Origin of the sequence: Streptomyces sp. WMMB 714, from assembly GCF_900090125.1 — a bacterium.
Lineage (GTDB): Bacteria > Actinomycetota > Actinomycetes > Streptomycetales > Streptomycetaceae > Streptomyces > Streptomyces daqingensis.
The window spans coordinates 1-14,840 of record NZ_FMHJ01000023.1 but is presented as its reverse complement, the minus strand read 5'-3'; the positions used below and the strand labels follow the sequence as shown (position 1 = coordinate 14,840).

The window sequence follows — 14,840 nt, the reverse complement described above, 5'->3', positions numbered from 1 at the left end:
TGTGTCCCGGCCCGCGGAGGCGTCCGCCGCGGCGCTCATATCCGTCCCGCCCTGCGCTCCGTGGCCAGCAGCCACACCAGGTAGCCGCCGCCCAGCAGGCCCGTGACCACACCCACCGGCAACTCGCTCTCGCCGAAGACCCGTTGGGCGACGAGGTCGGCGGAGGCGAGCAGCGCGGCTCCCATGCACATCGACGGAAGCAGGTTCGGGCCGGGCGACTTGGTCAGCCGCCGTGCCAGCTGCGGTGCCGTCAGGGCCACGAAGGCGACCGGGCCCGCGGCCGCGGCGGCCAGGCCCACCAGCAGCACGGCCGCGGCGAGCAGCACGAGGCGGACCCGCTCCACCCGTACGCCGAGGGCGTACGCGGTGTCGTCGCCCATCTCCATCATGCGCAGCCCCCGGGAGCACCCCAGGATCACCAGTGGCACGAGGACGGAGATGCCGCTCAGCAGCGGCAGGACGTCCTCCCATCCGCGCCCGTTGAGGCTCCCCGTCATCCAGAGCACGGCGCGTCCGGCCTCGGTGATCTGGGCGCGGGTCAGCAGGTATCCGTTGACGCCGGTGAGGATCGCGGCCACACCCACGCCGACGAGCACCAGCCGGTAGCCGTGCATCCCGCGGCGCCAGGCCAGTCCGTACACCAGCAGGCCCGTGAGGACGCCGCCCAGCAGCGCGCCGCCCGCCAGCGCCGCGCTGCCGCCGCCGACGATCACGATGGCGGTGAGGGCGCCCGTCGCCGCGCCGTGGGTGAAGCCGAGGACGTCGGGGCTGCCGAGCGGATTGCGCACGACCGCCTGGAAGACCGCGCCGCCCAGCGCGAGGGCGGCGCCGACCGCGAGGGCCGATACGGCGCGCGGCAGCCGGAGTTCGTTGACGATGAAGGCGTCGGCGGGGTCGCCTTGGCCGGCGAGCGTACGCAGCACGTCCACTGGGCTCATGGGGTATTCGCCGCTGCCGATGGCGACGACGGCCACAGCGCACGCGAGGAGCGCGCACACCGTGCCCGTGACGAGTGCCCGGGGCTGGAACACCACGGAGCAGCCGCCCGCGGTACGTATGACGCTCATGCCTGCGCCACCCTCCGGCGCCGGACGAAGTAGAGGAAGAACGGCCCGCCCAGCACGACCGTGACGATGCCGACCTGCAGCTCCGCCGGCCTGCCCAGCACCCGTCCCAGCACGTCCGCACCGAGCATCAGCACGGGGGCGAGCAGCGCGCAGTACGGCAGCATCCAGCGCAGGTCGGGTCCGGTCAGCGACCGCACCATGTGCGGCACCATCAGGCCGACGAAGACGATCGGGCCGCATGCCGCCGTCGCGGCGCCGCACAGCAGCGTCACCGCGACGATGACGGCGGCGCGGGTCAGCTCGGGGCGTGAGCCCAGCGCGCGAGCGGCGTCCTCGCCCAGGGCGAGCGCGTTCAGCGGCCTCGCCAGGAGGATCGCCATCAGCACGCCCGTGAGGATGAAGGGCAGCGCCTTGGCGTTGATCTCGTCCTGCGCCCTGGCGAGCGAACCGACCGTCCAGAAGCGCATCCGGTCGAGCGAGGCGGTGTCGAGGAGCTGCACGGCGTTGACGTAGGAGACGAGCGCCGCGTTGAGGGCCGTACCGGCCAGGGCGAGACGCGCCGGAGTGGCTCCGCGGCCGCCGCCGACGGCGTACACGCCCACCGAGACCGCGGCGGCGCCGAGGAAGGCGAAGCCGATGTAACCGGTGTAGCCCGTCACGCCGAAGAGGGAGATCGCGGTGACGACGGCCGCCGCCGCACCGGCGTTGATGCCCAGCACACCGGGATCCGCCAGCGGATTGCGGGTGAGGGCCTGCATCAGGCCGCCGGCCAGGCCGAGCGCGGCACCGGCGAGCAGGCCCAGCAACGTCCGCGGCAGCCGCATCTCGTGGACGACCGTGTACGCGGAGGAGGCGGGGTCCTGGAGACCGCTGAGGACCTCGCCGGCGGAGAGCTGCTTCGCCCCGACGGCGAGGCTGAGGACGCACACGAGCAGCAACAGGGCGGTGGCGCCGAGGAGTCCGGCGGCACGCAGCAGCGCGCGGCCGCGGCCGGCGCGCTCCGTGCCGCGGCCCTCGGTGTGCGAACTTGCGCCGCCGCCGGGGCGGTTGCCGCCGGCCGGTCCCCCGGGGGAACCGGACCGGCCCGGTTCGGGGGGCGTTGCGGGAGGCACGGGCCGATGGTCGGCCGAACCCCGGTGCGTATGGCGGGACTTGATGAGAGTCACGTACCGGCTCCGGTCGGGGCCAGAAGGGGCGGACCCTCGGCCACTGGACAACTAGGACTTTGGTTAGGTTAACCTAACCAGCATCCCGGCACACAGCCGACCGTACGACCTTGAGAAGAGAAGGCCAGTCATGCCCAACTCGTCCGCGCACACCGCCCTCTCCCGCCGCGGCCTGCTGGCCGCCGGCGGCGCCTTCGGTCTGGGCGCTCTGCTCACCGCCTGCGGAAGCGACGGCGGACAGGGGTCCGGGTCCGGCAAGGGCGGCGCCTGGACCTTCACGGACGACCGCAAGAAGAAGATCAGCCTGGACTCGGAGCCCAAGCGCATCGTCGCCTACGTCGGCACCGCCGCGGCGCTGCACGACTTCGGCGCCGGGGACGCGATCGTCGGCGTCTTCGGGCCGACGAAGAAGAAGAACGGCGAGCCGGACGTGCTGGCCGGGGACCTGGACGTCGGCAAGCTCAAGATCATCGGCAACGCCTACGGCGAGTTCGACATCGAGAAGTACGCCAAGACCCGGCCCGAACTCCTCGTCACGAACATGTACGTGAAGGACGCCCTCTGGTACGTGCCGGACGAGAGCAAGTCGAAGATCCTCAAGCTCGCGCCGGCACTGGCCCTCAAGACCGCCGAGACGTCGATGCTGGAGTCGATCAAGCGCTTCGCCGAACTCGCGGAGGCACTCGGCGCCGACCTGAAGGCGAAGAAGGTCGCCGACGACAAGGCGCGGTTCGAGAAGGCGGCCGAGAAGCTGCGCAAGACCGCCAAGTCGAGCGGCCTGAAGGTGATGGCCGCCTCCGGCTCGCCGGACCTGATGTACGTGTCCGACCCGAAGGCCAACGCGGACCTGAAGTACTTCAAGGAGCTCGGCGTCGACATCGTCGTACCCGAGAAGCTCAGCAAGCAGGGCTTCTTCGAGGAGCTGAGCTGGGAGAACGCCGACAAGTACGAGGCAGACGTGATCATGCTCGACAACCGGACGCAGGCTCTCCAGCCGGAGGCCCTCAAGTCCAAGCCGTCCTGGTCCGACCTGCCCGCGGTCAAGTCCGGACAGGTGACGACGTGGGACGCCGAGCCGCGCTTCTCCTACGCCGGTGCCGCACCCCTCCTCGAAGGGCTCGCGAAGGCGATCGAGGAAGCGAAGAAGGTCCGCTGACCCGGCCGGGAGCCGGCGGGCGGACCGTCCGGTCGGCCCCGGCCCCGGCGGTCCGCCGGACCAGAAGCCCTGCCCCCGGCCCGGCGTGAAGCACTCGGACCGCACAGAACGCACGGACGGTCTCCCCGTCCGCAGAGCACTCCGGGAGGAGAGCCAGCATGAGTACCGCAGCCCCCGAAGCCCCCGCCCTCGCCGTTCCGTTCGAGTTCTTCGACGTGCACGTGGTGGCGGCCCGGCGCCTGAGCCCCTCGATGGTGCGCGTCACCTTCGGCGGTGAAGCCCTGCGGAGGTTCGCCTCGGGCGGGCGCGACCAGCGGATCAAACTCTTCCTGCCGCACCCCGGCCAGGACGCGCCCGTCGTGCCGTGCGACGCCGGCGACGCCTGGTTCACCGTCTGGCGGGCCATGGACCCGGACGTGCGCGGCATCATGCGCACCTACACCGTGCGCGAGCAGCGGCGTTTCCCCCGCGACGAGCTGGACGTCGACTTCGCGCTGCACGGCGTGGGCGACCCGGCCGACGCGACCGGGTCGGGCTTCATCGTCTCGGGCCCCGCGTCGCGGTGGGCGGCGACCGCCCGCCCGGGCGACCGCGTCACGCTCCTCGGCCCCGTGGTCGACGACAACGGGGGCGTCGACTTCAGGCCGCCGCCCGGCACCGACTGGGTGCTCGTCAGCGGTGACGAGACGGCTCTGCCCGCCGTCGCCGGAATACTGGAGTGGCTGCCGCCCGGCACCCCCGCGAAGGTGTGGATCGAGGTGCCCCAGGCCGGCGACATCCAGGACCTGCCCACAGTGGCGGACGCCGACATCACCTGGCTCGTCAGGGAGAACACCGCCCGTGCCCGCACGGACTTCGTCCTCGGCTCCCTCAGGGCCGCGGATCTCCCCGAGGGCACTCCGTACGCGTGGATCGCGGGCGAGGCCGGGACGGTCAAGGCCCTGCGACGGCACCTGGTGCGCGAACGCGGATTCGACCGCCGCGCCGTGAAGTTCACGGGCTACTGGCGTGCGGACACCACGGAGGAGCAGCTCATCGAGGAAGCAGTCACGAGCGCGGCGGCAGTCGGCAGCGACTGACCGGGCAGAGCGGCCCGGCGGACGGGGAGGGGCGCCCGCCGGGCCTCACAGCCCGAGGCGCGCCAGCGCCGCCCCCGCGTCGAGCCGGCACGTGCCGTCCCCGGCCGCGCCCCATGCGGCACCGCACAACGCCCGCAGCCCGTCGAGCGCTTCGCCCTCCCCGTCGAGCCCGAGCCCGTCCGGGCCCGCCCACGCGCGCCAGCCACCGCAGCCGACGACCGGTCCCCGCCCTTCGCGGGGCGGCCGGGCTCCGCTCCCGCCCGTGCCCGCCTCCGCCGGCGCCTCCGCCGGCTCCGGCTGCGACTCCGGCTGCGGCTGCGGCTCGGCCAGTCCGCGCAGGTCGCGCGCGACATAGGTGGGCCGGTGCTCGGGCGGCGCGGCCAGGAGCTGGGCGCCGTCCGTCACACCCGTCAGGACGAGCAGCGAGTCGACCTCCCCCGCGTGGGCGCCCTCGATGTCGGTGTCCAGCCGGTCGCCGACGACCAGCGGACGCCGCGCCCCCGTCCGCAGGATCGTCTCCTTGTGCATCGGCGGCAGCGGCTTCCCCGCGATCTGCGGCTCGGGGGCCTCCCGCATCCACCGCGTCGCCGCCCGTACCACTCCCACCGCGGCTCCGTTGCCGGGCATGATGCCCCGGTCGCCGGGGATCGTCATGTCGCCGTTGGACGCGTACCAGGCCGCGCCCCGTCCGACCGCGAGCGCCGCCTCGCCCAGCCGGCCCCAGGGCAGCTCCGGGCCGCCGTAGCCCTGGACCACCGCCGCCGGATCGTCGTCCGCCGACTCCACGACGGTCAGGCTCCGTTCACGCAGCGCCTGCCTCAGCCCGTCACCGCCGACCGCCAGGACGCGGGCGCCCGCGGGATGCTGCTCGGCGATCAGCCTCGCAACGGCCTGGGCCGAGGTGATCACGTCGGATGCTTCCGCGGGCACGCCCAGGCGGCTGAGGTGGTCCGCCACCGAACCGGGCGTCCGGGCCGCGTTGTTGGTCACGTACGCCAGCCGCATCCCGGCCTCGCGGGCGCCTTCCAGGGACGGCACGGCGTGCGGCACGGCCTCCCCGGCGACGTACACGACCCCGTCCAGGTCGAGCAGCGCCGTGTCGTATGCCTCCCGCAGCGCACGGCTGCAACCGGAGGGGCGCGTGCGCGCAGTGCCCTGCATGGTCTCTCTCCTCGCGACGGTCCTTCTGCCAGGCCGGTCCCCCGGCCGCACCGGCCCGGCCGTCCAGGACGCCACGGGCACGCGGTACTTCCCCGATCATCCCGTCCTGCCCGGCCGCACCCTCCCCCACCCCCGCCGTCGCCCCGGCTTAGCATGCAGGGATGACCAGTGACGGCCTCCGGCTCTCCCCCTTCCGCGGGCTGCGCTACGCCCCGGAGAAGGTCAGCGGTCTCGCCGCGGTGACCTCCCCGCCGTACGACGTCGTGGTCAGGCCCGACGAAGTGCGCGATCTGGAGACCGCCGACCCCTGTAACATCGTCCGGCTGATCCTGCCGGAGGCCGACGACGAGTCCGCCCGTCAGACCAAGGCCGCCCGGACGCTCCGCCAGTGGCTGGCCGAGGGCGTGATGGCGTTCGACCCGCAGCCCGCCCTGTACGTCTACGAGCAGCGGCGCGGCGACGTGCTGCAGCGCGGCCTGATCGGCGCGCTGGAGCTGTCCCCGCCCGAGGACGGCAAGGTGCTGCCGCACGAGGGCGTCATAGACGAGGTGGTCGAGGACCGCGCCGCCCTGATGCGCGGTACGGGGGCGAATCTGGAGCCGCTGCTGCTCTCGTACCGCGGGGACGGCACCGCCTCCGGCGCCACAGCCGTGATCGAACAGGCCGTGCTCCGCACTCCGTTGCTCGCCACCACGACCGAGGACGGCTTCTCGCACCGCCTGTGGTCCGTGACGGATCCGGGCGAACTCGACGCGATCCACGCCGACTTGTCACAGCACCGCGCTCTGATCGCGGACGGCCACCACCGCTGGGCGACGTATCTGCGCCTGCGCGGCGAGCACGCGAAGAGCGCCGCCACGGGCGAGGACTCCCCGTGGAACCACGGCCTGGTGCTGCTCGTGGACACCGCCCGCTACCCCCTGCGCGTACAGGCGATCCACCGCGTACTGCCCCGGCTGCCGCTCAAGAGCGCCCTGGACGCCGTCGAAGCACAACAGGCCTTCCGCGTGACTCCGCTGGCGCTCCCGCTGCCGCAGGCGCTCGAAGCCCTCGGCTCCACGCCCGGCAACGCCTTCCTGCTCACGGACGGCAGCGGCACCTTCCACCTCCTGGACCGTCCCGCACCTGCTCTGCTGGAACGGGCCCTGGACGCGCGGCATTCCGAGGAGTGGCGGCAGCTCGACGCGGCCGTGCTGCACTCCGCGCTGCTCGAATCCGTGTGGCGCGTCCCCGACCGCCCGCAGGACATCGCCTACATCCACGACGCGTCCGCCGCCGTCGGCAAGGCCGCCCAACTCGGCGGCACCGCGGTGCTGATGCGGCCGGTGCGCGAGGAGACCGTACGCCGGCTCGCGGAGCAGGGCGTCACGATGCCCCGCAAGTCCACGTCGTTCGGCCCCAAACCGGCGACGGGGCTGGTGCTGCGCGTCCTGAACGAAGGGACGCACTGAGCCTGCCGCCCGTCCGCGGCCCGCTCCCGGCTGAGTCCGAGCGCATCGCGCGCCGGCGGTCTCCCGGCACCTGACACCGGACCACCCGTCCGTCTCCTCTTCGCGGGTCCGCGGACCTGATATCGCGTCCGCCGATCCGCGCACAGCACTCCAGTGCGCACCGCCGGTTCCCCGTCTGCCCGAGAGCCCTGCGCTGCTGCTCAAACGTCATATTCATCACTCACGCACCCACCCCCGTGCCGCCCTGATCAGGGTCGAGTTAGGCTAGCCTTACCTGATCGCGCGTGTCCGTGCGGTGCAGTCTTACGTCCGCGTCAGGAAGGACAGTTCATGAGCAGCAGGTCACACCTGCTCAACGACAGGACGGCGGAGGACTACCGGCTTTCCCTCACGGCCGGTGTCGAGAGAGTGGCGCAGCGGATCGCCCGAGCCGACCGCCCGTTCACGGGTATCGAACCGGCTCAACTCGCCCCGGCCGTATCGGATGTGAACCTCGACGAGCCCCTGGGCGACCCGGCAGCTGCACTGGACGAACTGGAGACGGTCTATCTGCGCGACGCCGTCTACTTCCACCACCCGCGCTACCTCGCCCACCTCAACTGCCCGGTGGTCATCCCGGCGGTGCTCGGCGAGGCCGTGCTCTCCGCCGTCAACTCCTCGCTGGACACCTGGGATCAGAGCGCGGGCGGCACCCTCATCGAACGGCGCCTCATCGAGTGGACGGCCGGCCGCATAGGTTTCGGACGCGCCTCCGACGGCATCTTCACCAGCGGCGGCACCCAGTCCAACCTGCAGGCCCTGCTGCTCGCCCGCGACGAAGCGTGCCGGCTCGTGGAGAAGAACTCCACGACCTCCCTGCGCAAGCCCGAGATCCTGCCCAGGCTGCGCATCCTCACCTCCGAGTGCAGCCACTTCAGCGTCGAGAAGGCCGCCACGCTGCTGGGCCTCGGCCAAGACGCCGTCATCACGGTGCCGTGCGACGACAACCGCAGGATGCGTACGTCCGCCCTCGCCGCCGAGCTCGAACAGTGCGAGCGCGAGGACCTGGTCGTGATGGCCGTCGTCGCCACGGCCGGGACGACGGACTTCGGCAGCATCGACCCGCTGCCCGAGATCGCCGACCTGTGCGAGAGCGCGGGCACCTGGATGCACGTGGACGCCGCCTACGGCTGCGGACTCCTCGTCTCCCGGCGGCGCCACCTCCTCGACGGCATCGAGCGGGCCGACTCGGTCACGGTCGATTACCACAAGTCCTTCTTCCAGCCGGTGAGTTCGAGCGCGGTACTCGTCCGGGACGAGACCACGCTCCGTCACGTCACCTACCACGCCGACTACTTGAACCCGGCGCGCGCCGCGGAGAACAGCATCCCCAACCAGGTCGACAAGTCCATCCAGACCACCCGCCGCTTCGACGCGCTCAAACTGTGGATGACGCTGCGCATCATGGGCGCCGACGGCATCGGAGAGCTCTTCGACGAGGTCGTGGACCGGACGGCCGAAGCCTGGCGGCTCCTCAGCGACGATCCGCGCTTCGAGGTCGTCACGCGCCCCCAGCTCAGCACGCTCGTCTTCCGCTACATCCCGCACTCCGCCGAGGGGCGGGCACTCGTCGACGAGGTCAACCTGAAGGCCCGCGAAGCCTTGTTCGCCTCCGGTGAGGCCGTCGTGGCATCGACCGTCGTCGACGGAAGCCACTACCTGAAGTTCACTCTGCTCAACCCGGAGACCTCCCTCTCCGACATCGCCACGGTCCTCGACCTCATCGCCGAGCACGCCGGCCGCCACCTGACCGAACACCACGGCCTGTCGAGCGGGATCGGCCCGTCAGCCGCACGGACCACCGCACGGGGCGGCGGCGCTACCCTGCGCTGCACGCAGAGCGGCCCCGAACTGAGCCGCCGCGCCGGCTGATCACCCGCCCCGCACCCGCAGATCCGGAGACCGACTGACGTGTCCACTCAAGACCCCCTCCCTGTACACGACTTCGTCGCCATCGGGCTCGGCCCCTTCAACCTCGGGCTGGCCTGCCTCACGGAGCCGATCGACGAACTCGACGGCCTGTTCCTGGACGACAAGCCGGAGTTCGACTGGCACTCGGGCATGCTGCTCGAAGACAGCACCCTGCAGACGCCGTTCATGTCGGACCTGGTCACCCTGGCCGACCCCACCTCCCCCTTCTCCTTCCTGAACTACCTCAAGGAGATCGGGCGCCTCTACGCGTTCTACATACGCGAGAGCTTCTATCCCCTGCGGGCCGAGTACAACGACTACTGCCGCTGGGCCGCCTCGAAGTTGAGCTCGGTGCGGTTCAACCACCGCGTCACACGGGTGGAGTTCGACGAGCGTGACGGGACGTACCTCGTGCACGCCGACGACAGCGCCTCCCACGAGCAGCGCACGTACCGCGCGCGCAGACTCGTCCTCGGCACCGGCACCCCGCCCCACATCCCGGAGCCCTGCCAGGACCTGGGCGGCGATCTGATCCACAACTCCCGCTACCTGGACACGAAGTCCGCGCTGCAGGAGAAGTCCTCGATCGCCGTCGTCGGCAGCGGCCAGAGCGCGGCGGAGATCTACTACGACCTCCTCCAGGACATCGACGGGCACGACTACCACCTGACGTGGGTCACCCGCTCCCCGCGCTTCTTCCCGCTCGAATACACCAAGCTGACGCTGGAGATGACCTCACCGGAGTACGTGGACTACTTCTACGGACTCCCCTCCGAGACCCGCGACCGGCTCAACGCCTCGCAGAAGAACCTCTACAAGGGCATCAACACCGAACTCATCGACGGCATCTTCGACTTGCTGTACCAGAAGAGCCGTCGCGGCCCCTGCCCCACGCGGCTGATGACCAACACCGCGCTCACGGACGCCTCCTACGACCCCGAGTCCGGCTCGTACACCCTCGGGCTGCGCCAGGAGGAGCAGAAGCAGGACTTCTCCCTCACCACCGAAGGACTCGTCCTGGCCACCGGTTACCGCTACCGCACGCCCGAGTTCCTCTCGCCCCTCACCGACCTCATCGGCTGGGACGAGCAGGGCCGGTTCGACGTGCGCCGCGACTACCGCGTCGACAGCGGAGCCTCACCGGGCAACGAGATCTTCGTCCAGAACGCGGAACTGCACACGCACGGCTTCGTCACCCCCGACCTGGGCATGGCCGCCTACCGCAACTCCTGCATCATCCGGGAGCTGCTCGGCCGCGAGTACTACCCCGTCGAGCGCTCCATCGCCTTCCAGGACTTCGCCGCCCCCGTGGCGGACACCGCCACGGACACCGCGCCGGCATCCCGGACGGAGGCACCGACGGCATGAGCAGCACCCACCCCGGCGGCAACGCAGGCACGCAGAGCGCGCACGACCGTCCCTACGTACACACCCGTACGGACCCGGACCTGGGCGAGTTCGCCCTGCGCTCCGTCGACCCGTCCGCCGACGCCCCGCTCCTGCACCGCTGGGTCACCCACCCGAAGTCGGCCTTCTACCTGCTGCAGGACGCCCGACTGCCCGATGTGGAACGCGAGTTCACGGACATCGCCGCATCGGAGCACCACGACGCGTTCCTCGGCCTGCACGAGGGAGAGCCCCGCTTCCTGATGGAGCGCTACGACCCGGCGCACGTCGAACTGAAGGGACTGTACGAAGCCCGGCCCGGGGACGTCGGTATGCACTTCCTCTGCGCACCCACCGACACACCCGTGCACGGGTTCACGCTCGCCGTCATCACCACCGTGATGGACATGCTCTTCGCCGACCCGGCCACCGAACGCGTCGTCGTCGAACCGGACGTACGCAACACCGGGGTGCACGCCCTCAACGAAGCCGTCGGCTTCCGCGTCGAACGCACCCTCGCCAAGCCCGAGAAGAACGCCTACCTCAGCATGTGCACAAGGGACCAGTTCAAGGCCGCATGCGAAGCACGAGGAGGGAAGACCAGCCGATGACCACCCCATCCGCCCTCACGCCCCGCGACGCCGTGGCCCACCTCACCCCCGAGCACTGGGAACGGGCCGGCCGCCTGCTCATTCGCAAGGCGCTGGCCGAGTTCACCCACGAACGGCTGCTCACCCCCGTGCCGGTGCACGGCGGTCAAGCGGACGGCAACGGCTACTTCGCCGTGCGCAGCGACGACGGCGCCACCGAATACCGCTTCTCCGCACGGAAGTTGTCCCTGGACCACTGGCAGGTCGACGCCGAGAGCATCACCCGCCACCGTGACGGCGCCCAACTCCCCCTCGACGCCCTCGCTTTCATCACCGAGCTGAAGGGTTCGCTGAACCTGGGCGAGGAGATCCTCCCCGTCTACCTCGAAGAGATCAGCTCGACCCTGGCCAGCACCGCGTACAAGCTGACGCGCCCGCCGGTGAGCGCCGGCCGGCTCGCCCGCTCCGGCGGCTTCCAGGAGATCGAAGCGGGCATGACCGAAGGCCACCCCTGCTTCGTCGCGAACAACGGGCGCCTGGGCTTCGACATCGCCGAGTACCGCGCCTACGCCCCCGAAGCGGGCGCGCCCGTGCGGCTGATCTGGGTCGCCGCGCACCGCGACCACGCCACCTTCACCGCGTCCGCCGACCTCGGCTACGACAAGCTGGTGCTGTCCGAGCTCTCCGCGGTCACACTGCGGCGCTTCTCCGCCACCATGTCGGAGGCGGGCCTGGACCTGGACGACTACTTCCTCATCCCCGTCCATCCCTGGCAGTGGTGGAACAAGCTGTCGGTCACCTTCGCCGCCGAGATCGCCCAGCGGCACCTCGTCTGCCTCGGGCACGGAGACGACGAGCACCTGGCGCAGCAGTCCATCCGGACGTTCTTCAACGCCTCCGACCCCCGGAAGCCGTATGTGAAGACCGCGCTGTCCGTGCTCAACATGGGCTTCGTCCGTGGACTCTCCGCGGCCTACATGAAGGCGACCCCCGCCATCAACGACTGGCTGGCCGAACTCGTCGCCGGAGACGAGGTGCTCCGCGACTCGGGCCTGGCCATCCTGCGCGAATGCGCCGCGGTCGGATACCACCCCGCCCCGTACGAGGCCGCCGCCCCCAAGGGCTCCCCCTACCTGAAGATGCTGGCCGCGCTCTGGCGGGAGAGCCCGGTCCCGCTCCTCGCCCCCGGAGAGCGGCTCGCCACCATGGCGTCGCTGCTGCACGTCGACAGCGAGGGATCCTCGTTCGCCTCGGCCCTCATCGAGCAGTCCGGCCTGGACGCCGCCACCTGGATGCGCCGCTACCTCGACGTGTATCTCACGCCGCTCCTGCACTGCTTCTACGAGTACGAGCTCGTGTTCATGCCGCACGGCGAGAACGTCATCCTCGTACTCGACGAGAACGGCGCACCGAAGCGGGCGATCTTCAAGGACATCGCCGAGGAGATCGCCGTGATGAGCGAGGACACCCCGCTCCCTCCGGAGGTCGAGCGCATCCGCGCGGAGGTGCCCGAGGAGATGAAGGTCCTCTCCCTCTTCACCGACGTCTTCGACTGCTTCCTGCGCTTCCTCAACGGGATCCTCGCCGACCGCGGCACACTCGACGAGGACACCTTCTGGTCGACGGTCGCCGAGTGCGTCCGCGACTACCAGAAGTCCGCCCCTCACCGGGCCGACCGATTCGAGCGCTACGACCTCTTCACGGAGTCCTTCGCGCTGTCCTGCCTGAACAGGCTCCAGCTGCGCAACAACCAGCAGATGGTGGACCTGCAGGACCCTGCGGGCGCCCTCCAGCTCGTCGGCACCCTGGAGAACCCCCTGGCCCGCTTCGCGGCCTGAGAGCACGACAAGGGCGGGACCTCCCGGGGGAGGGTCCCGCCCCTGTCGTTCGTTCGGCTCGGCCCGATCAGCTCTCCGCGCCGGAAGAGCCTTCGCTCCGCTCGGACCGGGCCTCGTCATGCACGGCCTTCACGGTCTCCGAGGCGTCGTCGTCCTCGGCATCCGGGTCGAGCGCGTCGACGAACTCCACGCCGTCCAGTTCGGCCAGCCTGTCGGAGGCGTCGGTGGCGCCGCTCTGGTCGGCCTCCAGCGCCTTCGCGAACCATTCACGTGCCTCGTCCTCGCGCCCGACCTCCAGCAGCGCGTCGGCATACGCGTAGCGCAGACGGGCCGTCCACGGCTGCTGGGAAGTGGAGGCCAGCTCAGGGCTCTGCAGCGTCACCACAGCCGCCTCGGCCTGCCCCATGTCCCTGCGGGCACCGGCAGCCACGAGACGCATCTCCACCTGCCCGGCCTTGTCCAGCTTCTGGACCTCCGGCTCACCCGCCATCGCCAGCGCCTTCTCCGGCCGGCCCATCCCGCGCTCGCAGTCGGCCATCACGGGCCACAGATGCTGCAGACCGGTCATACGCCGGGCAGCCCTGAACTCGGCCAACGCTTCGGCGTACTTCTCGACCGCGTACGCGGCGAACCCCGCGGCCTCCCGCACGGACGGCACACGCGACGCCAGCCGCAGGGCGACCTTCGCGTAGCCGTATGCCGCTTCGGGGTCCTCGTCGAGCAGCTTCGCCACCATCACCAGGTTCTTGGCGACGTCCTCAGCCAGCGTCTTGGGCAGGCTCATCAGCTCCTGCCGGACGTCCTTGTCGAGTTCGGCTCCCGTGACGTCCTCGTCGATCGGCAGCCGCTTCAGCGGCTCCCGGTCCTGCCGACGGTCGTCGCGCCGGTCGTCCCTGCGCTCGTCACGCCGGTCCCCGCGCTCACGGCCGGGCCTGCGCGGAGGACCGCCGCGGTCGTCGCGCCCGCGGTCGTCCCGTCGTCCACGGAATCCTCCACGGTCCCGCTCATCCCGGCCACGGCCACCGCTCTGCCCGTACGGACGCCTGCCGCCGGCCTTCTCGTCATCGCGACGCGGCCCCCTCGGACGGTCGTCCCGGCGCTGCTCGGAACGCCCCTCACCGCCGTACCGTCGGCCCTCGGACCTGCCGGCATCCGGACGCTTGTCCCCGAAGCGGCCACCACCCGCGCGGCCACCACCTCGGCGGTCGTCCCTGTCGCCACGGCTGTCCCGGTCGCGATCCCGGTCCCGGTGCGTCGGCCGGTCGCCCTGGTCCCGCCGGGATCCACCACGCCAGTCGTCGCTACGGCGCGGACCACCGCCGCCGGTACGGCCCCTGTCCCCGTCCCGGCCACCGCCGCGCGGTCGTTCGCGATCGCTCCGTTCCCGATCGGTCCGTTCACGCCGCGAGCTGTCGCCCCGGCCTCGGCGATCGTCCCTGCCGTCCTGCCGGCCGCCTCGAGGCCGGTCGTCGCCACGGCCCGAACCGGGTTGGCTGGAACGACCCTCAGCTCGGTCGTCGGGCGAATTCGTGGACATCGGGTGACTCCTGTCTGCGGTTACCGCATTTCATTCTGCCGCGCCGCACAAATGACTTTCCAGAAAAACAAGAAAGCCCGTGACCCACAGCGCATGCACGCTGCAGGCCACGGGCCCATAAGAATTGTTCGGCGGTGTCCTACTCTCCCACACGCTCCCGCATGCAGTACCATCGGCGCTGTCAGGCTTAGCTTCCGGGTTCGGAATGTAACCGGGCGTTTCCCTCACGCTATGACCACCGAAACACACCACCACCACCACCATGGGTGGTGGAAACCTGTATCGGCAACACACACTCACTCTGCAATTATCACAAGCGGGTTGTTGTCTCAGAACTGACACAGTGGACGCGAGCAATCAATGGTCAAGCCCTCGGCTTATTAGTACCAGTCAACTCCAACCCTCACGGGTCTTCCATATCTGGCCTATCAACCCGGTCATCTCCCGGGAGCCTTAACC

The 14,840-nt window shown here is 70.8% G+C and carries 12 protein-coding genes and 2 rRNA genes; 7 read left to right on the top strand and 7 right to left on the bottom strand.

Annotated elements, in window-relative coordinates; genetic code table 11:
- Positions 1-35 precede the first annotated feature (35 nt).
- Both H181DRAFT_RS27920 and H181DRAFT_RS27915 read right to left on the bottom strand, forming a co-directional pair.
- Complete coding sequence (locus tag H181DRAFT_RS27920) at positions 36-1,067, bottom strand: FecCD family ABC transporter permease (protein ID WP_045867239.1); 1,032 nt, start codon at positions 1,065-1,067, stop codon at positions 36-38.
- Positions 1,064-2,044, bottom strand: a complete 981-nt coding sequence (locus H181DRAFT_RS27915; RefSeq protein ID WP_078896027.1) for a FecCD family ABC transporter permease — start codon at positions 2,042-2,044, stop codon at positions 1,064-1,066. Before H181DRAFT_RS27915 ends, H181DRAFT_RS27920 begins: the two co-directional genes overlap by 4 nt.
- Positions 2,045-2,363: 319 nt before the next feature.
- Between H181DRAFT_RS27915 and H181DRAFT_RS27910 the strand changes: the two genes are divergently transcribed.
- Together H181DRAFT_RS27910 and H181DRAFT_RS27905 are read left to right on the top strand one after the other, a co-directional pair.
- Entirely contained in the window at positions 2,364-3,389 is a 1,026-nt protein-coding gene (locus tag H181DRAFT_RS27910; protein WP_045867238.1) for an ABC transporter substrate-binding protein, read from the top strand.
- 158 nt (positions 3,390-3,547) lie between these two features.
- On the top strand, positions 3,548-4,468 hold the full coding sequence (locus tag H181DRAFT_RS27905; protein ID WP_045867237.1) for a siderophore-interacting protein: 921 nt from the start codon (positions 3,548-3,550) through the stop codon (positions 4,466-4,468).
- Between the two features lie 45 nt (positions 4,469-4,513).
- Here H181DRAFT_RS27905 and H181DRAFT_RS27900 read toward each other — a convergent pair whose 3' ends face one another.
- Positions 4,514-5,629: an HAD hydrolase-like protein gene (locus H181DRAFT_RS27900; protein WP_045867236.1), complete on the bottom strand. Its 1,116-nt coding sequence runs from the start codon at positions 5,627-5,629 to the stop codon at positions 4,514-4,516.
- A 161-nt stretch (positions 5,630-5,790) separates the two neighbouring features.
- Here H181DRAFT_RS27900 and H181DRAFT_RS27895 point away from each other — a divergent pair, with 161 nt between their 5' ends.
- The 5 genes from H181DRAFT_RS27895 (at position 5,791) to H181DRAFT_RS27875 (ending at position 12,844) form a co-directional block, all read left to right on the top strand.
- Entirely contained in the window at positions 5,791-7,080 is a 1,290-nt protein-coding gene (locus H181DRAFT_RS27895; RefSeq protein WP_045867235.1) for a DUF1015 family protein, read from the top strand.
- Positions 7,081-7,410: 330 nt separating this feature from the next.
- Complete coding sequence (locus H181DRAFT_RS27890) at positions 7,411-8,991, top strand: pyridoxal phosphate-dependent decarboxylase family protein (protein ID WP_078896026.1); 1,581 nt, start codon at positions 7,411-7,413, stop codon at positions 8,989-8,991.
- 39 nt (positions 8,992-9,030) lie between these two features.
- Positions 9,031-10,398: a lysine N(6)-hydroxylase/L-ornithine N(5)-oxygenase family protein gene (locus tag H181DRAFT_RS27885; RefSeq protein ID WP_045867234.1), complete on the top strand. Its 1,368-nt coding sequence runs from the start codon at positions 9,031-9,033 to the stop codon at positions 10,396-10,398.
- Entirely contained in the window at positions 10,395-11,027 is a 633-nt protein-coding gene (locus H181DRAFT_RS27880) for a GNAT family N-acetyltransferase (RefSeq protein WP_078896025.1), read from the top strand. Before H181DRAFT_RS27885 ends, H181DRAFT_RS27880 begins: the two co-directional genes overlap by 4 nt.
- Entirely contained in the window at positions 11,024-12,844 is a 1,821-nt protein-coding gene (locus tag H181DRAFT_RS27875; RefSeq protein ID WP_045867233.1) for an IucA/IucC family protein, read from the top strand. The genes H181DRAFT_RS27880 and H181DRAFT_RS27875 overlap by 4 nt, the downstream gene beginning before the upstream one ends.
- 67 nt (positions 12,845-12,911) lie before the next feature.
- Here H181DRAFT_RS27875 and H181DRAFT_RS27870 read toward each other — a convergent pair whose 3' ends face one another.
- From H181DRAFT_RS27870 to H181DRAFT_RS27860, 4 genes are all read right to left on the bottom strand, one after another.
- Positions 12,912-13,688 carry a tetratricopeptide repeat protein gene (locus tag H181DRAFT_RS27870; protein WP_107068869.1) on the bottom strand — a complete coding sequence of 259 codons (777 nt, stop codon included), beginning with the start codon at positions 13,686-13,688 and terminating at the stop codon, positions 12,912-12,914.
- A 5-nt stretch (positions 13,689-13,693) separates the two neighbouring features.
- Positions 13,694-13,909: a hypothetical protein gene (locus H181DRAFT_RS29605; RefSeq protein ID WP_175439843.1), complete on the bottom strand. Its 216-nt coding sequence runs from the start codon at positions 13,907-13,909 to the stop codon at positions 13,694-13,696.
- A gap of 598 nt (positions 13,910-14,507) precedes the next feature.
- Positions 14,508-14,624: ribosomal RNA gene (gene rrf / locus H181DRAFT_RS27865) — 5S ribosomal RNA — on the bottom strand.
- Between the two features lie 117 nt (positions 14,625-14,741).
- Positions 14,742-14,840, bottom strand: a 23S ribosomal RNA gene (locus H181DRAFT_RS27860); the annotation flags it as partial.